22 protein-coding genes are annotated in these 20,187 nt (G+C 39.3%); 14 read left to right on the plus strand and 8 right to left on the minus strand.

The window, feature by feature from the left end; translation table 11 throughout:
- Position 1: 1 nt before the first annotated feature.
- The 3 genes from DPX34_RS03095 to gpmM all read right to left on the minus strand — a co-directional run bounded on the left by DPX34_RS03095 (position 2) and on the right by gpmM (position 3,769).
- Entirely contained in the window at positions 2-742 is a 741-nt protein-coding gene (locus tag DPX34_RS03095) for a divergent polysaccharide deacetylase family protein (RefSeq protein WP_111976940.1), read from the minus strand.
- A gap of 289 nt (positions 743-1,031) precedes the next feature.
- Complete coding sequence (locus DPX34_RS03100; protein ID WP_111976941.1) at positions 1,032-2,216, minus strand: murein hydrolase activator EnvC family protein; 1,185 nt, start codon at positions 2,214-2,216, stop codon at positions 1,032-1,034.
- A gap of 8 nt (positions 2,217-2,224) precedes the next feature.
- Entirely contained in the window at positions 2,225-3,769 is a 1,545-nt protein-coding gene (gene gpmM, locus DPX34_RS03105; protein WP_438938506.1) for a 2,3-bisphosphoglycerate-independent phosphoglycerate mutase, read from the minus strand.
- A 541-nt stretch (positions 3,770-4,310) separates the two neighbouring features.
- Here gpmM and DPX34_RS03110 point away from each other — a divergent pair.
- The 6 genes from DPX34_RS03110 (at position 4,311) to DPX34_RS03135 (ending at position 8,464) form a co-directional block, all read left to right on the plus strand.
- On the plus strand, positions 4,311-4,739 hold the full coding sequence (locus DPX34_RS03110; RefSeq protein ID WP_111976943.1) for a rhodanese-like domain-containing protein: 429 nt from the start codon (positions 4,311-4,313) through the stop codon (positions 4,737-4,739).
- Between the two features lie 11 nt (positions 4,740-4,750).
- Entirely contained in the window at positions 4,751-5,008 is a 258-nt protein-coding gene (gene grxC / locus DPX34_RS03115; protein ID WP_111976944.1) for a glutaredoxin 3, read from the plus strand.
- An 18-nt stretch (positions 5,009-5,026) separates the two neighbouring features.
- Entirely contained in the window at positions 5,027-5,536 is a 510-nt protein-coding gene (gene secB / locus DPX34_RS03120; protein WP_111976945.1) for a protein-export chaperone SecB, read from the plus strand.
- Positions 5,537-6,544 (plus strand): NAD(P)H-dependent glycerol-3-phosphate dehydrogenase, encoded by a 1,008-nt coding sequence (gene gpsA, locus DPX34_RS03125; RefSeq protein WP_111976946.1) that lies wholly within the window; start codon positions 5,537-5,539, stop codon positions 6,542-6,544. It abuts the gene before it with no gap.
- A gap of 151 nt (positions 6,545-6,695) precedes the next feature.
- The gene (locus tag DPX34_RS03130) at positions 6,696-7,520 is read left to right on the plus strand and encodes a DUF2797 domain-containing protein (protein WP_111976947.1); all 825 of its coding nucleotides are present in this window, start codon (positions 6,696-6,698) and stop codon (positions 7,518-7,520) included.
- A 44-nt stretch (positions 7,521-7,564) separates the two neighbouring features.
- Positions 7,565-8,464, plus strand: coding sequence for an MOSC domain-containing protein (locus tag DPX34_RS03135; protein WP_111976948.1), 900 nt, complete (start codon positions 7,565-7,567; stop codon positions 8,462-8,464).
- A gap of 351 nt (positions 8,465-8,815) precedes the next feature.
- Here the strand turns inward: DPX34_RS03135 and erpA are convergent, their stop codons facing one another.
- Both erpA and DPX34_RS03145 read right to left on the minus strand, forming a co-directional pair.
- Positions 8,816-9,151, minus strand: coding sequence for an iron-sulfur cluster insertion protein ErpA (erpA, locus tag DPX34_RS03140; RefSeq protein ID WP_198673606.1), 336 nt, complete (start codon positions 9,149-9,151; stop codon positions 8,816-8,818).
- A gap of 74 nt (positions 9,152-9,225) precedes the next feature.
- On the minus strand, positions 9,226-9,972 hold the full coding sequence (locus tag DPX34_RS03145; protein ID WP_111976950.1) for a DUF6776 family protein: 747 nt from the start codon (positions 9,970-9,972) through the stop codon (positions 9,226-9,228).
- Between the two features lie 85 nt (positions 9,973-10,057).
- On the opposite strand from DPX34_RS03145, the gene DPX34_RS03150 reads away from it, so the two are divergent.
- The 4 genes from DPX34_RS03150 (at position 10,058) to hemL (ending at position 14,724) form a co-directional block, all read left to right on the plus strand.
- Positions 10,058-11,740 carry a chloride channel protein gene (locus tag DPX34_RS03150; protein WP_111976951.1) on the plus strand — a complete coding sequence of 561 codons (1,683 nt, stop codon included), beginning with the start codon at positions 10,058-10,060 and terminating at the stop codon, positions 11,738-11,740.
- A 104-nt stretch (positions 11,741-11,844) separates the two neighbouring features.
- Complete coding sequence (hemJ, locus tag DPX34_RS03155) at positions 11,845-12,276, plus strand: protoporphyrinogen oxidase HemJ (RefSeq protein WP_111976952.1); 432 nt, start codon at positions 11,845-11,847, stop codon at positions 12,274-12,276.
- 126 nt (positions 12,277-12,402) lie between these two features.
- On the plus strand, positions 12,403-13,425 hold the full coding sequence (locus tag DPX34_RS03160) for an aspartate carbamoyltransferase (protein ID WP_111976953.1): 1,023 nt from the start codon (positions 12,403-12,405) through the stop codon (positions 13,423-13,425).
- Positions 13,426-13,437: 12 nt separating this feature from the next.
- Positions 13,438-14,724: a glutamate-1-semialdehyde 2,1-aminomutase gene (gene hemL / locus DPX34_RS03165; RefSeq protein ID WP_111976954.1), complete on the plus strand. Its 1,287-nt coding sequence runs from the start codon at positions 13,438-13,440 to the stop codon at positions 14,722-14,724.
- 80 nt (positions 14,725-14,804) lie between these two features.
- On the opposite strand, the gene DPX34_RS03170 is transcribed toward hemL, so the two are convergent.
- Positions 14,805-15,512: a DUF445 domain-containing protein gene (locus DPX34_RS03170; protein ID WP_111976955.1), complete on the minus strand. Its 708-nt coding sequence runs from the start codon at positions 15,510-15,512 to the stop codon at positions 14,805-14,807.
- A gap of 330 nt (positions 15,513-15,842) precedes the next feature.
- Here DPX34_RS03170 and DPX34_RS03175 point away from each other — a divergent pair, with 330 nt between their 5' ends.
- Positions 15,843-16,136, plus strand: a complete 294-nt coding sequence (locus DPX34_RS03175) for a hypothetical protein (protein WP_111976956.1) — start codon at positions 15,843-15,845, stop codon at positions 16,134-16,136.
- On the plus strand, positions 16,136-16,663 hold the full coding sequence (locus DPX34_RS03180) for a hypothetical protein (RefSeq protein ID WP_111976957.1): 528 nt from the start codon (positions 16,136-16,138) through the stop codon (positions 16,661-16,663). The genes DPX34_RS03175 and DPX34_RS03180 overlap by 1 nt, the downstream gene beginning before the upstream one ends.
- A gap of 451 nt (positions 16,664-17,114) precedes the next feature.
- Here DPX34_RS03180 and purU read toward each other — a convergent pair whose 3' ends face one another.
- A complete protein-coding gene (gene purU, locus DPX34_RS03185) occupies positions 17,115-17,969 on the minus strand; it encodes a formyltetrahydrofolate deformylase (protein ID WP_198673611.1) in 855 nt (284 codons plus the stop codon).
- A 263-nt stretch (positions 17,970-18,232) separates the two neighbouring features.
- Positions 18,233-18,631, minus strand: a complete 399-nt coding sequence (locus tag DPX34_RS03190; protein WP_157964603.1) for a globin domain-containing protein — start codon at positions 18,629-18,631, stop codon at positions 18,233-18,235.
- A 272-nt stretch (positions 18,632-18,903) separates the two neighbouring features.
- Here DPX34_RS03190 and DPX34_RS03195 point away from each other — a divergent pair, with 272 nt between their 5' ends.
- Both DPX34_RS03195 and DPX34_RS03200 read left to right on the plus strand, forming a co-directional pair.
- Positions 18,904-19,710, plus strand: coding sequence for an HAD family acid phosphatase (locus DPX34_RS03195; protein ID WP_111976960.1), 807 nt, complete (start codon positions 18,904-18,906; stop codon positions 19,708-19,710).
- Between the two features lie 3 nt (positions 19,711-19,713).
- A complete protein-coding gene (locus DPX34_RS03200) occupies positions 19,714-20,178 on the plus strand; it encodes a copper chaperone PCu(A)C (protein WP_111976961.1) in 465 nt (154 codons plus the stop codon).
- Positions 20,179-20,187: the final 9 nt, after the last annotated feature.

A 20,187-nucleotide genomic window follows, 5' to 3' on the forward strand; every position in this document is an offset into this window, starting at 1 on the left:
CTTATTCTGCTGAATAAGCGTATCGCGTATTCATATCGGTTTGCGGTAAATGTGAAATTCGACTAATCATGATATGTTTTTCTAACAGAGGTAATTCTTCTAGCAATACCGCTAATGTTTCTGGGTATGGGTGGCCAATTGCAATGGCAAAACCTTGTTTTTCAGCGGTTTTAATAAGTAACCTTAATTGTTTACGCACAAAGGCTTTGCTTTGAATTGAATCTAAAAAAACGTGCCGACGCCAATTCGTCACGCCCGTTTCATCAGCAACTTGTTCTGCAAGTGTGTATTTAGTGGTACGGCTATCAACAAAATATAAATCACGCTCTTTGAGGGCTTGCATAAACACTTGCATGGGTTTACGCATTTGCGTCAATTTACTGCCCATATGATTATTCACACCAACAGCATAAGGTAAAGCAACTAAGCTATCGAGTAATTGCTGCTCGATAGCGGCATCTGACATATCGCTGACAATAGCACCGGGGCCTAAACGATAACCTGATAATGTTTCCATCGGTACATGTAACATAACTTCACGATCAGCTAACGAGGCTCTTTGGGCAATTTGACGGCCATAAGGCGTATGAGGCAAAACAGAAATAGTAACTTCATCAGGTAAATTCAAAACTTGCGTATCATTATGACTATTACCAACATCGTCAATGATAATGGCAATAGTGGCAGCTTGGGCAGGAGAAAAACACATCAAAACCAACACTGCGAAAAAAAGTCGAACCATGTAAACATCTTCCTACTATTTATAATATTCAGCTATAAGCCTATAAAGAACACATTATGCGAGTAAAACTCGATACGACATCCATTATCTAACACGATGGTTGGCGGTTAAACGGCCAAAATACTACCAGATAGCAGAGTAATGCCCAACGCTTAAATGCACCTTTAGCTGACTTTTTTTTTTAAACTTCAACAAGTCGATCACCTTTGGTTAGAGCTGATCAAAAGTGAAAAAAACAAGCGCTAAAATAGAGAGGCGTTATTACAGAAAATAAGAGGGGTTAGCTAATTTATTGGCACCAAAGTTTAGGATCAAGTGGTGTGCCTTGATGTCGTATTTCAAAATATAAACTCGGTGACGTTTGCCCACCTGATTGTCCAACCTCGGCGATCGCTTCTCCGGCCTCGACAATATCACCCACATCTTTTAATAACGACTGATTATGGCCATATAAACTCATATAACCTTTACCGTGATCAATCACCAGCACCAAACCAAACCCTTTCATCCAATCAGCAAAAATGACTTGCCCAGCATGAATATTTTTAACATTCGCGCCTAATTTACCGTCAATCATTAACCCTTTCCAACGGATTGGGCCGCGTTTTCGTTGACCAAAAACTTTATTAACCCGACCTGATGTTGGCCATTTTAATTTGCCTTTATAATTTTGTAAGCCTGACCATTCGGTTAAATCGGGAATGTTAGCTACGGCAGAAGCTAGTTGATCTAAAAGTTCATTCAGTGAGTTTTCACTTTCTTTTAAGCGTTTTAAATTGGCTTGTTCTGTTTTTAATTTATTGCGCAGCTGCACCAAGCTCATTTTTTGTTGTTGTTTTAACGTGCTTAATTGCTGCTTGCTCTCGATCTGTTGCGCTAATAATTGGTTTAATTCATTTTTTTGTTCATACAACGCTTGCGCATTTTGCTCAATGGCTGTCACGGTTTGTTTTAATGAATCAACCGCTTTAATCCGTGCTTTATTGAAATATTGATAGTAAGTAAGCACTCTCTCTAACTTGGCGGGTGATTCTTGATTTAACAACATCATTAAATAATCATGTTGGCCAACCTGATAAGCGCTTTTAATTTGCTTAGCCAATACCGTTAATTGCTGTTTTTTAACTTTTTCTAATTCGTTTTTTTGTTTATTTAATTGCACCAGATTATCTTGCACGGTCTTTAATTTTTGCTGTGTTTGCTTTAATTGTCGTGCGGTTTTACCAATATTGACATCGGTTTTTTGAATAGCGACTTCGGTTTGGTTTTGTTTATTTTTGCCTTGGATGATCGCTTGGTTTTTATCTTTTATCTGCGTTTGAATGTCTTGTAATTTTTGTTTGGCTTCTAACTGTTGCTCTGTTTGCTGATCCGCTAATGCGGTATTTATAAAGGCGAATGTAAAACACAAAAACGCAAAACAGCCAGCAAAAATGCTGGCTGTTTTATTGTTTACGCGTTTATGAGTTAACAAGATGCAGACTAAACCAATTTCATAATTGATTTACCCGTCATTTCTGCAGGTTGTTCCATACCCATTAAATAAAGCATTGTCGGCGCAACATCACTTAATTTACCTTCTTTTGTCGCAACTTCAGCATTTCGACCATAATAAATAAACGGTACCGGTTCGCTGGTATGTGCAGTATGGTTTTGACCGGTATTAGCATCAGCCATTTGCTCTGCGTTACCGTGATCAGCTGTAATTAAACATTCGCCGCCCACCTCATCTAACGCTTCAACCACACGACCAATGGCAACATCAACGGCTTCACATGCTTTAACCGCTGCTTCAAATACACCGGTGTGCCCTACCATATCACCATTTGGATAATTACAAATAATGGCATCAAACTCTTGGCTACGAATAGCCGCACATAATTTATCGGTTAATAGTACCGAGTTCATTTCAGGCTGTAAGTCATAGGTTGCAACTTGTGGCGATGGGATCAATTCACGAGATTCACCATCATATAAGTCTTCACGACCACCACTAAAGAAAAACGTCACGTGAGCATACTTTTCAGTTTCGGAGATACGTAATTGCGTTTTACCTTTTTGAGCCAACCAATCAGGGAATGTATTAGCTAAATCTTCTGGAGGGTAAGCTGAAGGCGCATCAATATCGGCCGCATATTGTGTCATCATAACAAATTCACTTAACGCCGGTACTTTTTGACGCTCAAAGCCATCAAAATCAGCATCAGTAAAAGCACGTGTAATTTCACGCGCTCTATCCGCACGAAAGTTAACAAAAATAAGCGTGTCGCCATCATTAATCGTCGCGGCTTTACCATCTTCACCTGTAATCGTGGTTGCAGGCATAAATTCATCATTTTTATCATCTGCATAAGCGGCTTCTAATGCTTCTAATGCCGTCGTGGTTGTATTTAAACATTTACCTTCGGTCATTAATTCATAAGATGCTTGTACACGATCCCAACGGTTATCACGATCCATTGCATAATAACGACCAATTACACTCGCAATACGGCCATTGCCGGTTTCAGCGAATTTTGCATCAATTTTTTTAATTGGGTTTTCGGCACTGCGTGGTGGTGTATCGCGACCATCTAAAAAGGCATGCACATAAACTTCTTTAGCGCCTCTAGCCGTTGCTAACTCAATAGCCGCAACCAAATGACTATCATGGCTATGCACACCACCGGGTGATAATAAGCCCATTAAATGCACCGCTTTATTTTGGCTAACTGCTTTATCAATCGCGCTAACTAAATTGGGGTTTTCGAAAAACGTACCATCTTGGATATCTTTTGTAATACGGGTGAAATCTTGATAAACAATGCGACCCGCACCTAAATTGACATGGCCAACTTCACTATTACCCATTTGGCCATCGGGTAAACCAACGTCCATACCTGAACCAGAAATAAGCGTGCTTGGCTTAGTTGCCCAAAGATTATCTAAAACGGGCGTATTCGCATGATGTATCGCATTAGATTCGGTTGATTCTGAATAGCCCCAGCCATCCATAATAATTAGTACTAGTGGTTTTTTAGCCGCCATAATTTTTTCCTCAGTGTGAGCTTTAAAAGACTCTAATCGTGACGTATTAAAGATATTGCGCTAGAAACGATTACAGTATTTTTGAATTGGATATTATTTTTTCATCAATTCTACATGATTTATCAGCAAACTACTCATAAGCAAGATTTATGTTATATAACGTCTTGATGAATACTCAAGCCGATGTTTAGCTTAAACAGCGTAATTTAACTCAACTCTGGTTAAGGTCGATAATAAAACATTAGTTATTACTTGTTTTTCAAATACTTAAGAATATAAGCAACATAAATAAATGGCCATTTAACGTTTTAGTGATAAATTTTCGACTCGGCTTAGACTCGTTTTGGTGTTAATAGCAGGCGTGTTGCAAGTAAACTTAACGCCAGCTTAAGTAAAAAGCACCATTAAAAATAAATTTTTTAGCCAAAGTTAAGGTTAATGGTTAAACCGTGAACAACAAAAAACCCAATTACGCATTATTCGCATGTTTAAAGAGTCCATGTATAATGCGTTCCAAAATGCTTATTAGGAACTTATTTTAGTGGAACAATATATCGAATTTATCGGCAACAACCCTATTTTATCTGGTATTTGGCTAGTTTTATTTTTTGCTATTACTTATCATTTCTTTCAAGCCAAACTTTCGGCTTTTAAGCGCGTTAATAATAGTCAATTAACCCAATTAGTTAATAAAGAAGACGCGATTGTCGTCGATGTTCGCGCCAAAGACGATTATAAAAAAGGTCATATCGCGGGCGCTAAAAATCTTTTATTATCGCAAATTGACCAAGGTGAAATTGGGACGCTTGAAAAACAAAAAGATACCCCCATAATTTTAGTTTGCACAGCCGGGCTTTCTGCCTCTAAAGGCGCTAACAAGCTCGTTAAAGAAGGCTTTAACCAAGTTTATTTGCTCGAAGGCGGAATGAATAGCTGGACAGGTGCGAATTTACCCTTAGTAAAATCATAAAAGAGAAATACATGGCCAACATTATTGTTTACACCAAAGCGTATTGCCCATTTTGTACTCATGCTAAGTCACTTTTAAACAGTAAAGGTGCTGAGTTTACCGAAATCAATATTGGTGGCGATGCGGCACTACGCGATGAAATGATCGCTAAAAGTGGTGGTGGATACACAGTGCCACAAATTTTCATTAACGATATGCATATAGGTGGATGTGATGACTTGGTGGCATTTAATGCTCAAGGTAAATTAGATCCCTTACTACAAGACTAACAACAAGGTATAAAAACAATGACAGATCAAGCTCCAGCTGCAGGCGAAGCAACAGAAAACACAGCACCACAATTTAATATTTCTCGCATTTATGTACGTGACATCTCGTTTGAATCACCTAATGCACCGGGGATTTTTACTAACGAATGGACACCTGAAGTTAATTTAGATTTAGATACTAAAAGCAATAAATTAGCTGAAGACACTTATGAAGTTATTTTATCAGTAACCGTGACAGCAAAAGTAGGTGATAAAACTGCATTTTTAGCTGAAGTTCAACAAGCAGGTATTTTCAACGCCGTTAACTTTAGTGAGCAAGCATTAGCACATTGTTTAGGTTCTAATTGTCCAAATATTTTATTCCCTTATGCACGCGAAGCCATTGCTAACTTAGTTAATCGCGGTACTTTCCCTGTATTAAATTTAGCGCCAGTAAACTTTGATGCAATGTTTGCACAATTTATTCAACAAAAAGCAGCTGAAATTCAGCAAGCTGAAGCTGAAAAACCAGAGCAATTGGATTCTTAAATGCAAAATTCAGAGTTTGATGTTGTTGTATTAGGCGCCGGTTCATATGGGACTGCGCTCGCTTTATGCATGGCCCGAACAGGTAAAAATGTTTTAATGTGGGGACGCAACAAAGAGCATATTGCGGCGATCACAACGTCAAATGAAAATGCGCGTTATTTACCTGGCACCCAATTTCCAGATAATTTATCGGTCACCGACGATTTAAATAAAGCGGTAAAACAAAGCCGCAATATTTTAGTCGTTGTGCCGAGCCACGCATTTGCTGAAACATTAGATTTAATAAAACCAGACTTACGCGACGATGTTCGTTTAGCTTGGGCAACAAAAGGTTTAGAACCTGATACCGGTCGTTTATTACAAGATGTAGCGCGTGAAAAATTAGGCCCAGATGTCGCCTTAGCGGTTATTTCAGGTCCGACTTTTGCAAAAGAAATGGCCGTAGGTATGCCAACTGCCATTTCGGTTTCGTCGACAGATAACGAATTCACTCAAGTCATTTCAAATTTACTCCATTGCGAAAAGCGCTTTAGAGTTTATAAAAACAATGACTTTATTGGTGTTCAAATGGGCGGCGCCGTTAAAAATGTGATCGCCATTGGTGCTGGTATGGCCGATGGTATCGGTTTTGGCGCTAACGCACGTACTGCATTAATTACACGTGGTTTAACTGAGCTTTGTCGTTTAGGGGCTGCGCTTGGCGCTGAACAATCAACCTTTATGGGCATGGCCGGTTTAGGCGACTTAGTATTAACCTGCACCGATAACCAATCACGTAATCGCCGCTTTGGTTTAGCGCTCGGTCAAGGTAAAACCGTTGACGAAGCCATGACATCAATCGGCCAAGTGGTTGAAGGGTATAGAAACACAAAAGAAGTCCATGTGTTAGCCCAACGCTATGATGTTGAAATGCCGATTACAGAACAAATATTTAACGTTCTGTATAAAGGAAAAGCCCCACAAGAAGCCGCATTAGCACTCCTCAGCCGAGAGCCTAAATTTGAATAATTGCGTTTAAGCATTCATATCAAAAAAGGCGTTTTTATTAACGCCTTTTTTATTGCCCAATTTAAAATATTTGGTGTGAATAACGGCTGAAGCTAAACATCAACGACACATTAAGTTAAACTCTGGGTAATTGTATTAATCAGAGTTGCACATGCTAGGCCATATCAAAAAATTAACCGCCCAACTGGATCCAAACACGCATCAAATCACTTATCAATTGCCGTTAGACGAGCAAAAATTAGAATTAAACCCGTATATCGGTAAAACACTCTCGATGCACTTTACGGGACAAATTAGCTGCAGTAACTGTGGAAAAAAAACGAAAAAGAGCTTCTCGCAAGGTTTTTGCTTTCCTTGTATGCGTAAAATCGCGTCTTGCGATATGTGCATAATGAAACCTGAAACCTGTCATTACGATCAAGGCACGTGCCGTGAACCTGAGTGGGGCGAAGCCAATTGCATGATCCCACATTATGTCTATTTATCGAATACGTCAGGCTTAAAAGTCGGTATCACTCGGCATACACAAGTACCAACCCGCTGGATAGACCAAGGCGCAACACAAGCCTTATTATTGTATCAAGTCAATACACGCCAATTATCAGGTTTAATTGAAGTCGCATTAGGCGAGTTTATTGCCGACAAAACCAATTGGCGCGCGATGCTTAAAGGCAATAATGATAACCTCGATTTAAAAGCCGTTGCCGCAGAGCTTAAACCCAAAATACAAGAAAGAATGAACGAATTAACCGCACTTTACGGCTCAGAAGCCATAACAGAATTAGAGGGTGATATTTGGCATTTAGACTTTCCGGTTAGCGAGTTTCCAACCAAAGTCACCTCGTTTAATTTTGATAAAACGCCGGATGTCTCAGGCATACTTAAAGGCATTAAAGGTCAATATTTAATATTTGATACTGGGGTGATCAATATGCGTAAATTTTCATCGTATCAAATTGAAGTATCTCCTGTTTAATCTGTTTAATCTGTTTAATCTGTTTAATCTGTTTAATCTGTTTAATGAGCGAATCGACCATGTTAACCGTCACGGCACTTTATATTTACCCGGTTAAATCGCTGGGTGGCATAAAACTTAATTCAGCAAAACTAACCGTTCAAGGTTTAGCCTATGATCGACGGTGGATGGTGATTGATCATCAAGGTTGTTTTGTTACCCAAAGAACACTCGCGCAGATGGCATTAATTGAGGTTGATATAAATGACGAATATCTCATTTTATCGGCCAGTGGATATGAAGATTTTAAAGTACCACTCACTAAATCATTCTCACCTACCGACAACGTGAATACCGAAGTTTGGCGTGACAAGGTTATAGGGTTCAACGAGGGCTTTGAAGCCGAAGAATGGTTAACGCGAGTTCTTGGCTTATATCACGGTCATCCTCTTCGCCTTGTACGTTTTGCTGATAATCAGATTCGACAAGTCGATAAAAATTATTTACCTAAACCCAATTCAACTCATAACTTAAATACACAAGCCAGCCATACTGCCTATGCTGATGGTTTTCCTTTTTTATTAACCAATACCATGTCGCTTACCGCGCTTAACCACCAATTAACACAGCAAGGTAAACAAGCGGTTAGCATGTCGCGCTTTCGCAGTAATATTGTGGTTAAGGGATTGGAGGCTTGGCAAGAAAATACAGTTACAACACTCGTATCAGAGTCAGCAGATGAACAACGATGGCAATTTGAATTGTGCAAACCATGCGAGCGCTGCCCAATAACTAAAATAGACCCGTTCACCGCACAAGTCCCTGATAAGTTAGAACCTTTAAAAACATTAGCCGCGATGGATACACACGTACCGTTAACCGGTGCGTACTTTGGCCAGAATGCGGTTTTGTCAGTGGGTGAAAGTGCCGTGATTTCGGTGGGCGATAAATTTACGTTTAGTTAAACGCATTGTGCGTAACAGGATGGGATAAAGAACCATGAAAATGCCGATCAAGCAAAAATATAGTCAAAGCGATCGGGTTTTAGGGGCAGGTTTCTCGTTCCAGACGAAACCGAAGTACTTACATCCATGATAAGCAAAGCCGTCAAGCTTCGAGACCCCATGAGCATATGCTCTATTATGTGATTGGAGCCGCCTAAATGGATTTAGGTGTTAGAACGACGCAGGAGCCAAAGTCGAGAGTAAGCGCTGACAATGAACCATAAAACCTGAGCGAGAAGACTATAGAATACATGGCAGTTATGCGATTAGTTAATGCTAACTGCCACCTATTTCTTAACACTAAAACGAGTATTAAACGCTGAAGCTAGCGCCACATCCGCAAGTCGTTGTCGCATTAGGATTGTTTATAAAGAAGCGAGAACCTTCTAAACCTTCCATATAATCCACTTCGCTATTAACCAGATATTGTAAACTCATCGGGTCAACCACAAGGCTGACACCTTGCTTTTCTATTTCGGTATCACCTTCATTTACTTTTTCATCAAATGTAAAGCCATACGAAAAACCTGAACAGCCGCCGCCCGTAATATACACACGAAGCTTAAGATTAGGGTTCTCTTCTTCAGCAACCAGTGTTTTTACTTTTTCAGCTGCTTTATCTGTAAATTGAATGGGTAAATCATTCATAGACAACACCTACTTATAAATAATAAAAACTAATTATCTAATACCTGACTAAATCAGTCAATTATTCGATTGATTTATTCAATATGCTGAACCCCAGGCGACCAAACAAAGTCAGTTTCTAGGCGACTTTCTTTTTGCCAACGCGTTTTAGGCACAATAACAGATAAAAACACGCGCTCGGCTTGAAAATCGGCACTTAACACAAATTCACCTTCTAACACTTGAAAGTATCTAAAATTAAATTTTGTTGAGGTTAAATCAGTTGAGGTTAAGTCACTTATATCAATTTCTTTAATTTGCCCGGCTTCTTGGCCCGCTATTTTTAATTTAACATAGCCTTTAGCATGACTTTTTTGCTTACGCGTTTGAACCAAGACAATTTTATAGCGAAAACGATTTTCGTTTAAGGTTGGCTCAATAATAAAGTTTTCGAGCACCACGCCTTCTGCATGCATCTCGGGGGCCATCACATTTTGATAAAAAGTGATCTCTTTTTTAAGCTCAGTGTAACTTCGTTGCACTTGTAATAAATCAGCTTGCACTTGTTTAATCGCGGCTTTTTCAACTTCTAATTCCACCCGCACATAATTTAACTCTTGCTTGGCACTGGCTAGCTCAACTTCTCGCTGGGTAAGCAAATCAATATAATGGGTATTTTTATCTTGAAGCTCGGCTTGCTGACGTTGCGATATGTGATAACCCAAAACGCCAACAAGAATAAGCATGGCGATGCCAAATACCCCCGTATAAAAAGCCGTTAAATTATGCCAAATAATCTCTAAATTGTTATAAATTTTTTTATTAGATGATTTATTATCCAAGATATTAATTCTCTTTATTTTTATTATGGTACACTGCTTTTAAGCACGGAACGGCCATCAAACAGAAGATTAAGTATTCAGCGTAATGCAATTATCTAAACTGCGACACCAACTCGCAATTCCTAGAACATCGATACAACTCAGTCTATTAGGCCTGTTTGGCGGCATATGTGCTGCATTATTGATTATCGCGTTTCGTTGGTCTATCGAAAACATTCAACTGCTTTACCTCGAAAAAGAAGATGATTTTACCACCCTTCCCGCTTTTATGCGCTTTTGTTTACCCTTAATTGGCGTTGCTTGCATTTTACTCATTGCCAAAATAACTAAATTCAAAGTCGCCCGTACTGGCATTCCTTTTGTGATTTATCGCATGAAAAGCTTCTACGGCATGATGCCATTAAAAAATACGTTAAATCAATTTTTTGCGGGAATAGCCGCATTATCAACGGGGTTTTCTGTGGGGCGAGAAGGCCCAAGTGTGCATTTAGGGGCAGCAGGTACCAGTTTTATTGGTAGTTGGTTAAAGCTACCTTACAACGCCGTTAAAACATTAAGTGCGTGTGGCATTGCCGCCGGTATTGCGGCGTCATTTAACACGCCATTAGCTGCTGTCATTTTTGTTATGGAAGTGGTGGTGCGAGAATATAAAACCCATGTTTTTATTCCCGTTATGTTAGCGTCGGTCGCGGGAGCGATTTTAACCCAAGCCGTATTTGGCGATGATCAAGCATTAGTCGGTTTAAACATTACTCAACTGGGTATAATTCATTACCCTTATTTAGTTTTTATGGGCATAGTGATCGCGGCATTTGCGTTTGCTTTTAATCGCCAATTATTAGAAATACTCCGTTCTTTTAAACCCTTCAAAATGGCACCTCGTTTAATATTAGCCGGCTTAATAACCGGTTGTATTGGCTATTTAGTGCCTGAAGCATTGGGCTCAGGTTTCAGTGCAATATCGTTTACCCAAGCAGCATCCGATAATGCGAATTTGCTCATGATCGTATTTGTTACCAAGGCCATTTTAACGTTTTTTGCCATTGGCTTGGGTGTGCCCGGTGGCGTTATCGGCCCTATTTTAGGGTTGGGTATGTTACTTGGCACACTATTAGCCATTATGGGGTCAGCATTAATTGGTAATATGCATGAATACGTCGATATTTATGGTGTTCTCGGCTTAGCCGGTTTAATGGCTGCCACATTAGGTGCGCCATTGGCCGCTTTAGTTACCGTACTCGAATTAACACAATCACCCGATGTGATTGTGCCCGCGATGCTGGTTATCGTAACCGCTCATGTTGTTGCGGTTCAATATTTTAAAAACAGATCCATCTTTTTGCTGCAGCTTGAATTCCAAAAGCTTGAGTATCAAAATCCCCCCGCGTTTGAAGCCTTACAAAAAGTAGGCATTTTAGCCGATATGAATACCAACTTTGTTTTAGTTACGTCTTGCGACGATGACGTTTTACGCCAAGCGCTCGACAATGCAGGCAATCGGCCCGTTATTTTACGTAAAAGCATCGGCCTTGATGCAAGCTTCTATCTTGTTCATTACAACGTGAGTTTAGATCCCAATGCGGAGTCACCTTTTGATTTAGAGATGATCCAAGGTGTTGATTCACGTTATACCCTCGCCGAACCTTTTGATATTTTAAAAGATAAACGGGGTGGTTCTATTTATGTATTTGAAGAGCAATTAGATAATATTGTCGGTGTAATGAGTTGGGACGAAGTGCGAGCGCGCTTAATTAAAGGCACATTGTAGTAACCCTAAAAAAATGAAACACGAATGAGCATAAGATTCAATTATCTAAACCATGCCACGTGAACTCTTTATACCAACTAATAACCCATTTATAGGTAAAAAACATGACGACTATTTTATGGCTTAAAGCCTTGCATATTTCATTTATGGTTGCTTGGTTTGCGGGTATTTTTTATCTACCTCGTTTATTTGTTTATCATGCTGAATCCCAACAAAAAGATTGCCAATCACAATTTAAAATAATGGAACGCCGTTTGCTGTTATTTGTCACACCTTGGGCTATTTTAACTTTAGTTTTTGGTGTCGCGTTGATCATGGCTTATGGTTCAGAGTGGTTTGCGGCAAGTAAGTGGTTACATATTAAAATAACCTTAGTCGGTTTACTCTATGCTTATCATGGCTATTGCTTTAAATTACTCAATGATTTTAAGCACGACCGTAACACTAAATCACCGCGCTTTTATCGCCTTTTTAATGAAGCCCCTGTGCTTATATTATTTGCTGTGGTTATTTTAGCGGTTGTAAAACCGATTTAATCTTGAGCCTTGCAGACAAAAACACCGTCATAAAAAGTTAAATTTGCAGACAAAATTAACGACTTTTTGCTATAGTTAGCGCCCAGCAACGCTAATCCCTATCATCCTCGCTACAGGTATAAACACATGTTTAAGTTTCAAGGCGCAGATATCTTATCTGTTAACCAATTCGACCATGCAAGCATTGAATATCTCTTTACTATTGCTGACACCATGCAACCTTATGCACATCGTAAAAAACGGACACGTGTTTTAGATGGCGCGATTTTAGGTAATTTATTTTTTGAACCGAGTACTCGCACCCGAGTTAGTTTTGGTACGGCTTTTAACCTGTTAGGCGGGCATGTTCGTGAAACAGTCGGTTTAAGCTCTTCTGCTTTAGCAAAAGGTGAATCACTGTATGATACTGCGCGTGTATTAAGTAGTTATAGTGATATTATCGCAATGCGACACCCTGATTCTGGCTCGGTAGCCGAATTTGCCGAAGGGAGTCGTGTGCCGGTAATTAATGGTGGCGATGGTGCAAACGAGCATCCAACCCAAGCATTATTAGATTTATATACCATCAGCAAAGAGCAATCGAGCCATGGCAAAACCATCGATGGCATGCACATTGCGATGGTTGGCGATTTAAAATATGGCCGAACCGTACACTCGCTTTCTAAATTACTTAGCTTATATAAAAATATTAAATTTACTTTTATCGCCCCCGATGAATTAGCCATGCCTAGCTACATTATTGATATTGTTGATAAAGCAGGTCACCAATATGAAATAACAGAACAGCTTGAAGGCAATTTAGATGCCGACATCGTGTATCAAACTCGTATTCAGCAAGAACGTTTTCCATCTGAAGAAGAAGCGAATAAATACCGCGGTAAATTTAGATTAAACCAAGCCATTTATACCCAGCACTGTAAATCAAACACCGTTATTATGCATCCTTTGCCTCGCGATTCGCGTGCAGATGCAAATGAGCTCGACAACGATATGAATCAAAACCCTAATTTAGCTATATTCCGCCAAGCGGATAATGGCGTACTGGTGCGTATGGCGCTTTTCGCCACCACATTAGGTGTTGAAAGCATATTAAAAGATCATGAATGTGATGTAATTTGGCACAGCCAAAAAGCCAACTTAGGATTATAAGAAGTAGAGACTATGACCCGATCTGAACAACTTTTTTCACAAGCCAAGAAAAGCATTCCTGGCGGCGTAAATTCTCCCGTTCGAGCCTTTAATGGCGTAGGCGGCGATCCTGTTTTTATTCAAAAAGCCGATGGTGCTTATTTATTTGATGCCGATGATAAACAATACATTGATTATGTCGGCAGCTGGGGGCCTATGATTTTAGGCCATAACAATAGTGCGATCCGTGAAGCTGTGCATCAAGCAGTAGAACGTGGTTTAAGCTACGGTGCGCCAACAGAAAATGAAATCGTGATGGCAGAGCTAGTTAAAAAGCTCGTCCCTTCAATGGAAAAAGTCCGCATGGTTAATTCGGGAACCGAAGCCACCATGACCGCCATTCGTTTAGCTCGTGGGTATACTGGCAAAAACAAATTACTCAAATTTGAAGGTTGTTACCACGGTCACGCTGATAGCTTATTAGTTAAAGCGGGTTCGGGCATGTTAACACTCGGCGAGCCTAGTTCACCAGGCGTGCCGGCTGATGTAGCGAAACATACGTTAACAGCAACTTACAATGATTTAGCTTCAGTTGAAGCCTTGTTTGCCGAATTTGGTGATGATATCGCTTGTATAATTGTTGAACCGGTAGCAGGCAACATGAACTGTATTCCGCCAACTAACGATTTTTTACAAGGCCTCAGAGCAATTTGCGATAAATACAATGCGGTATTTATTTTAGATGAAGTAATGACAGGCTTTAGAGTTGCGTTAGGCGGAGCACAAGCACACTACAAGGTAACTCCAGATTTAACCACACTAGGTAAAGTGATTGGCGGCGGCATGCCTGTTGGCGCTTTTGGTGGTAAAGCCGAAATAATGGCCTGTATTGCACCTGAAGGCCCTGTATATCAAGCCGGTACATTATCGGGTAACCCGATAGCCATGGCAGCGGGTATTGCAGCTTTAACGCAATTAGATGAAAACCGCGACGCTATTTACGCGGATATCACTGCAAAAGCTAAACGCATTGTTGAAGGGTTTCAACAGGCGGCCGATGATGCCGGTATTGCGTTAACCACAAATCAAGTTGGCGGTATGTTTGGCTTTTTCTTTACCGATGAAAAACATATCACCTCATTTGCTCAAGCAACACAATGCAATATGGAACAATTTAAAAAGTTCTATCATTTAATGCTTGAACAAGGTGTGTATTTAGCGCCAAGTGCATATGAAGCCGGTTTTACTTCAACCGCTCATACCGATGACGATATTGAAAATACAATAAAAGCGGCAGCTCACGCATTCAAACAGCTTTAATAAACAAAGATTTAAAGCAAGAAAGGCAGCTACTTTAGCTGCCTTTTATTTTTATATACCCAAGCCACTTGAGGGTAATATTAAAAGCCAGCGAGCTCAGCAATCAAACCAATTAAACCGCCAAACACACCACCCCAAACAACTAACCAACCTAAATGCTGTCTGATCATCTCTTGAATAATGTTTTTAACCAGCGCCGGCGTTAACTCATTCAAGCGTTTTTCAATAATGGTTTCTATCTTAACCATTAAATCGCCTTGTAACCCTGGTTGTGTCATTTGTTCAGCTAGCGCTTGATTAAAAGATTCACTACTGGCGATCTCAGCTAACGTCGTTTTCATTTTTACAATAAAAGGTTCTTTTAACGGAACCAGTGCTTCGGCACCGCCAACCATCGCTAACATGCCACCAAATGATGATTCTTGAATGGTACTCACTAATGAATCAAACGCTGGCGATAAATCTGTATTTTCAATAATCGGCTCTAAGTTTAAAGCGGGAGCAACAGCACTGTCACTACTCAAAAATTGATTAATATTTTCGGGGGTAAAAAATTGCTTCATCATCAGTGTTTTAATACCGACTTTAAAATCTTCAAAGCGAGCAGGAATAACGCCAGAGCCATATAATCCCGGTATTTTTTCAAACAACATATGAATAGCAAGCCAGTTAGTAATGCTACCCGCTAATGCAAAAACGCCGATACTAAAAATGAGATTATATTGAAGAAAGTAGCCGATTAAAGCCGTGCTTAACGCTAATAGATTGGTTACTAAACTTTTGTTCATGGTGCTGACTTATTACTAAATTTGAGAATAGGCGGATTCTACCGTGTAATTTTTGAATAATAAACATGCGCTCTCTTTTGATACCTTCCTTTTATAATAAGAAAGAGCAAAAGAAAGACACCTTGCTATTTAATTGGTTATTAAATAAACAGATTTTTAATTAGTTTTAAAAAAATAACAAAAATGTTACAACGAAGTATTTACTAGAGCTACTTTTTATTGAATAGCGATGCTAAACTGATATTTAAACAACGTTTATATTTTACTAACGGTATCAGTCACCTGTCTCTCTGATATCGCCTCATCTAATTTTAAAGGGAGAATTGACCCTTGTTTGACAATAATTCGGTTACTTATTCAGTAAATAACAGCACAATTACGCTACGTGATGATAAAAAAGAACTTTTATTAGTTACAGCGCCTGATTACCAAAACATCTCGGTAACACGCCATGGCGTTAAATTTGTAAATGATGAGCCGCAAAAACGCTCTGGTATTAAGAATGTGTTTTTGCATGAAGTTTTTAAAAAAGACAAAGATTTTTTCTTTATTAAAGCCGGTAGTACTGAATATCAGGTCGATTTAAAATATAAAGAAAAGCCGATCACCGTTATGAAATTCTAATGCAATTTATTCTAGAATACCGCGCCTACTTTGATATCGCTATTGTCATTGTAGGCGTCATTACTTTACTGCTTTTATTAAGGCCCGTTTTTGCTTGGTACTTTAAGTATGATGAGCAAATACATGAGTTAAAACGAGTTAATGAACAGCTTAAAAAGCAAAATGAAAACGTTGTGAAACTGCAAAAATTAGTTGCTAACCAACAAGCAGTGCAATTCAATAAACAGGCTAGCTCACGTTTTTATAAAGAACCAGATCATCTAGAGCCACAGCAAAGCGCCAAAACAGAGCACTTAACAACAGCATCGAGACCAAACATTGCACCATATTCCCCTTCTGCTGTAAAACCAGAAAAAGTTGAAAGCCAAGCAAAACAGACACGCCAACCCGTTATCGAAAAACGAAAAGAGCAACCGACGAATTCAACAACCGTTGAAAAATCAGCTAAAACCGAGCCAGTAAAAACATCAAAAGCAGAAAAAGATATCGAGCGAAGAGAGCCTACAATCAACTTTGATAGTATTTGAGTAACACGTATAGTCAAAGCGATCGGGTTTTAGGGGCAGGTTTCTCGTTCCAGACGAAACCTAAGTACTTACATCCATGTAAGCAAAGCCATCAAAGCTACCGCGTCCTGCTCTCGCCCCTTACCTGCATCCATGCAGGCAAAGCTACCGCGTCCTGCTCTCGCCCCTTACCTGCATCCATGCAGGCAAGCTTCGAGACGCCATGAGCATATGCTCTACTATGTGATTGGGGCCGCCTAAATGGATTTAGGTGTTAGAACGACGCAGGAGCCAAAGTCGAGAGTAAGCGCTGACAATGAACCATAAAACCTGAGCGAGAAGACTATAATAACGAGTGACTCAAACTTAACGAGTAAAAGCGTTAGCAGAAAAAACGTTCAGTATTGGCAACCGTTCGCTTTTCCACTTAGCAAAATTATTTATCCTGTGAGTAGATTATCTACCCAGATAATTAATCAAACACAACCGTTTTGTTTTGATGAATAATAACACGGTCTTCTAGGTGATAACGCAACCCTCGAGCCAGTGCGTTTTTTTCACAATCTTTACCTTTGCGCACCATTTCACCCACCGCATCAGAATGACTAATGCGCGTGATCTCTTGTTCTATTATTGGCCCAGCATCAAGATCTGCCGTTACATAGTGGCACGTGGCACCAATTAATTTAACACCACGTTCGTAGGCTTGATGATAAGGTTTAGCTCCCGCAAACGAAGGCAAAAAACTATGATGAATATTAATCACTTTACCGGCCATTTCACGACATAACGCATCCGGAAATATTTGCATAAAGCGCGCAAGCACAACAGTTTCAGCTTTATATTGCTTAATAAGATCAGCAACTTCATCAAAAGCCGGTTGCTTGTTATCTTTAGGAAAAGGCACATGATGGTACGGAATACCATGCCATTGCACCATTTGCCTTAAATGATCATGGTTGGCAATCACGGCAACAATATTGCACTCAAGCTCGCCACTATGCCAACGATGCAATAAATCAGCTAAACAGTGAGATTCGCGACTCGCCATAATAACAATGTTTTGCTTTTGGCTCGAATCGACAATGCGCCAATTCATGTTAAATTTTTCAGCGATAGGCGCGAATTTTAATTTGAATTCTGGCAAGGTTAATTCAAAAGATTCAGCCGCGATCTCGTGACGCATAAAAAACCAGCCCGCTTCAATATCGGTATGATGGCTAGCTTCCATAATAGAGGCTTGTAAATCAGCTAAAAAGCGACTCACTTCTGCCACAAGTCCAATTTGGTCGGGGCAATCAATAACTAAGCGGTATCGTTTCATAATAATCGGTTGTCTTTAAATTCTATTCCGTTAAACCGTTATCCAGCCTAACATTTTATTAATTAATGGCACCGAGTATAACTAACACATTTAAACAAGACCACTCCATATTGAAGCGTTAAGATTTTCAAAAGAAAATTTATGATAATAGGGCATCAGTTAAATTATGCATAAAGCAATCATATGAAGTAAAGCGAAGATGAGGAACACTGAAGAGAAACGTTGATTAGGAACATTAAACATCGACTATACACTTTATAAAAAAGTTAAGATTTACCTTTTATGATTAGAATCGACGGGCCTAGCACGTCTCGCCAAGCGGCTTCGGTGTCAGCATTAAAACGGGGATCAAAAGCTTGTACGGCTTCGATTAAGCAATCAAGCCAAATATCATACATATAAGCTTGTACTTTTATTTCGTTTTGATGAAAGTCAGCTAATTTTTGTATTTCACTATTGGCAACCTTAGCACCTGAGTAAACAATCATATAAACCAACGAATGATTCAACATACTAATTTGATGTTCAATATCGACACCGTCAAATAGTTTATTTATTGCAGGGTCGCGAGCCATAAAAAGTTGATAAAAAAAGGTATAAAATTCATCACTTTTTTTCACAACTCTTTCGTAACTGTCATTGAATGTTTCAATATATAGACTCAAGTGTCACCTAATGATATAGAGATACATGATTGAAGTATGTACCAAGATCGAAAAAATCACAGTTAAATACCGTAATTTTTCAAATGAAAATACGATATTTTCATTCAGAGAAGTATCAAAATAAGGAAGATTAATTAGGTGATTAACTAAAATGGACTTAAGCTTAATAGACCTTTTCACGCTCAAGCTATTTTTGTTAATACCTTAAGCCGCATTGAAAACGTTAGCCCAAAAAATTGAGCCTCGTATTTATAAAAAGGAACTAGACTCTCATGCGTTTCGTTATTTATGTCATCATCGTACTTTACAGCTTCTCTGCGACCGCAGATAAACAAAATTCGAGCTTAGCCGCGGTCGCTTGGATGCAAGATTCGGCAGAATATTTTGCAATAACTCAGCAAACATTAAAGCTTGCAGCCAAACAAATAAAAATAGCTAAAGATGATAAAAGATGGACCGCCGCATTAGAACAGTTTCCACAAAAAGATATTGATAAACTGCCAACCGCGGTCATTCTCAATTTAGACGATACGATGATAAGCTCAATGCCTTACCATGCTGAATTGATTAATGACAATGATCCGCACACAATAAAAGCCTATGAAAAATGGATCGCATTTGAAAAAGCCCCTTTAATCGCAGGGATAATGCCCTTCATCCAAGAAGCAGCTCAAAATAGAGTAAAAGTGGTTATTATTTCCAATAGAAATTGCATACCAACACCTCGAGATAAATGCCCGATTAAAACCCAAACATTAAATATGTTTAAACGTGCAGGCTTGGTTTTTGATCGAGACGATTTACTCTTTAAAGGTGAGCAACCCGATTGGCGTAAAGACAAACAAACACGACGTGAATATTTGTCGAAAATGTACCGAATTTTACTTATTATAGGGGACGATATTGCAGACATGATCCCAAATTCAGCAATATCACCTTCACCCTCAAGAAAAATGTACACTGAGCAATATTTAAGCCTATGGGGTGAACGTTGGTTTTTATTGCCGAATCCCGTTTCAGGTAGCTGGCGCGAAGTTGCCGGACGTAACTTACACGATGTTTTAAAAAAGTATGATTAATCTATGAATTTAATAAGCAAAAAATTTAAAATAGCGACCTACATTAGCCTGTTTTATTTATTACTAAGCCAAACCGTTTATGCCCAGTTAAGTATAGAACAAGCGCATATTCGGCTATTGCCGCCTGTCGTCAAAAACACCGCTGCATTTTTCAACATCACCAACACAAGCGAGCAAGATATTCATTTGGTTAGTGCACATTCAAATATCAGTGAACTTGTTGAATTTCATACCCACGTCATGAAAGGTAATATAATGAGCATGGTGCAATTACCCAAGCTCGTTATTCCAGCAAAAGAAACCATTACATTAAACAGCGGCGGTATACATTTAATGTTTTTAAATTTGCATTCGCCTTTAAAAGCAAAACAAGCTGTGCAATTTGAATTAATTGATAATGCCGGTAAACGCTATTCTTTTACGGCGAATGTGAAAGCAGAAAACTCACATTCGCATCATCATCACTAAGAGGCTTAT

Origin of the sequence: Algibacillus agarilyticus (genome assembly GCF_003286125.1) — a bacterium.
GTDB classification, from domain to species: Bacteria; Pseudomonadota; Gammaproteobacteria; order Enterobacterales; family Alteromonadaceae; genus Algibacillus; species Algibacillus agarilyticus.